2 protein-coding genes are annotated in these 2,452 nt (G+C 65.8%); both read left to right on the top strand.

The window, feature by feature from the left end; translation table 11 throughout:
* Nucleotides 1-2,235: condensation domain-containing protein (locus MKS85_RS28710; RefSeq protein ID WP_310663251.1), on the top strand; the 2,235-nt coding region annotated here is incomplete at its 5' end.
* Between the two features lie 7 nt (nt 2,236-2,242).
* Nucleotides 2,243-2,452, top strand: a 210-nt coding sequence (locus MKS85_RS28705; protein WP_409078041.1) for an AMP-binding protein, incomplete at its 3' end; no start/stop codon positions are given.

The raw sequence follows: 2,452 nt of genomic DNA, 5'->3' as shown, positions 1-2,452 counted from the left end.
GGCAACATCGAGTACCTGGGGCGTCTCGACCATCAGGTGAAATTGCGCGGCCAGCGCATCGAGCTGGGGGAAATCGACGCCGCACTGCTCGCGCAGGCCGGTGTTCGCGATGCCGCCACCTTGTTGCTCGACCAACGCCTGGTGAGTTTCTGGTGCGGAGACGCCGATGAGGCGACCCTGCGTGCCGACTTGAGCGACAGCCTGCCCGCGCACATGCAGCCAAGCCTGTTCGTGCAGCTCGACAGCCTGCCGCTCAACAGCAACGGCAAGCTCGACCGCAAGGCATTGGCCGCCACGCCGCTGCCACAGAGCCAAAGCGACCAGCCGCGCACAGCACCGCGCAACGCCACTGAAAGCGTACTCTGCGAACTGTTCGGCGAAGTGCTGGGTTGTTCGCCAGTCGGCATCGAAGATCACTTCTTCCAACTCGGCGGCCACTCCTTGCTGGCCACCCGCCTGGTCAGTCGGGTCCGTGAGCGCCTTGGGGTTTCCCTGCCCTTGCCGCTGGTGTTCGCCCAACCAACGGTGGCGGCCTTGGCCGAGCATCTGCGCGCGGCCATGCCCGGTGAATCGATCAGCGCGCAACCGCGCCCGGCGCAATTGCCCCTGGGTCTGGCCCAGCGCCGATTCTGGATGCTCAGTCGCCTGGTGCCGGAATCCCGCGAGTACCACATGCCGTTTGCCCTGACCTTGCGCGGTGAGCTGCAGGTCCAGGTCTTGCGCGAGGCCTTTGAGCAGCTCAGCCAGCGCCATCTGGTGCTGCGCAGCCGGATTGTCGAAGTCGACGGCGAGCCGCAATTGCTGATCGACGACCACGGACCGACGCTCGCGGTCACTGAAGTCGCGACCCAGGACTGGGCCTCGGCCTGCGCCAACGCCCAGGACGAACTGATGACAGCGTTCGACCTGGCCGCCGCCGCACCTTGGCGCGCGCATCTGCTGCAACGTCAGGGCAGCGACGAAAACCTGCTGCTGGTGTGCCTGCACCACAGTGCCACCGACGGTTGGGCCATGCAGTTGCTCATCGACGAACTGACCCAGGCCTACGCCGCCGGCCTCAACGGGCAGTCGCCGGCCTGGACGCCGCTGGAGATCGACTACGTCGATTTCGCCCTGTGGCAACAGCACCCGGACACCCAGGCCCGACGCAGTGACAGCCTGGACTACTGGAAAAACCACCTCGGCCAGGAAGACTACCAACTCGACCTGCCCATCGACCATCCGCGTGGCGCCGAAGCAGATCGTCGCGCCCGGCAACTGACCCTCCGTCTCGGCACCCAGCGCGCCGAAGCCATCCGTCAGTTCGCCCGTCAGCGCGGCACCACCACCTATGTGGTGCTCGCCACGGCCTTGAGCGCGCTGCTGGCGCGTTACAGCGGTCAACGGGAGATTCGCTTCGGCACCCCGGCGGACCAGCGTGATCAACCGCAAGCCCAGACACTGCTGGCCTGTCTGGTCAACACCCTGGTGATCCGCAGCGACGTCGACCAACTGGCTCCGGCCGAGCAATTGCTCGCCAGCCTCGAGGCCGACCTGCGCGCAGCCCAGGCCCATGCCGACCTGCCCTTCGCCACACTGGTCGGTGCTGTCGCGCAAAACCGCGACCTGAACCGTACACCGCTGTTCCAGGTGCTGTTCTCCCTGAACTATGGCCGGATGGACAGCAGCCAATGGCCGGGGCTGAACGTCGAAGAGCAGATGCTGCCGGTGATCGACGCCAAGTTCGAACAGAGCTGGGAAGTCCAGGACGATGGCAGCGACATGACGCTGGCACTGGAATACCAATCGGCCTTGTTCGACGAAACGACGATGCAACGCTGGAGCGCGCAGTGGTGTGCGCTGCTTGATGCCTTGGTGGCAACCCCTGGGCGCACGCTGGTCGAACTATTCCCGCAACAGCAGGATCAGCAGCAACTGGATCGCTGGAACGCCACCGAACGTCACTACAGCGGCCCGACCAACCTGCACACCGCGCTCAGTCAACAGGCAGCTCTGAGCCCCAACGCCCCAGCGCTGGTGTTCGAAGGCCAGCGCCTGAGCTATGCCGAACTGGATCAACGGGCGCAAACCGTTGCCCGGGCCCTGCGCGCCGCCGGTGTAGGTACTGACAGCATCGTGCCGCTGTGCATGGAGCGTTCGGTGGAGATGGTCGTGGCCTTGCTCNAGCTATGCCGAACTGGATCAACGGGCGCAAACCGTTGCCCGGGCCCTGCGCGCCGCCGGTGTAGGTACTGACAGCATCGTGCCGCTGTGCATGGAGCGTTCGGTGGAGATGGTCGTGGCCTTGCTCGGCATCGTCCATGCCGGCGCCGCGTGGTTGCCGCTGGACCCGGAATTGCCGGCTGCACGCCTGGCGTTCCTGATTGAGGATGCCGATGCCAAGGTCACCTTGACCCAGGCGCAGTGGCTGTCGCGCCTGCCCGCCGGGCATCAGGCCTGGACCCTCGACACT

Origin of the sequence: Pseudomonas sp. JL2 (assembly GCF_031570495.1) — a bacterium.
Classification (GTDB): domain Bacteria; phylum Pseudomonadota; class Gammaproteobacteria; order Pseudomonadales; family Pseudomonadaceae; genus Aquipseudomonas; species Aquipseudomonas rhizophila.
This window is presented reverse-complemented; position numbering and strand designations above follow the sequence as displayed.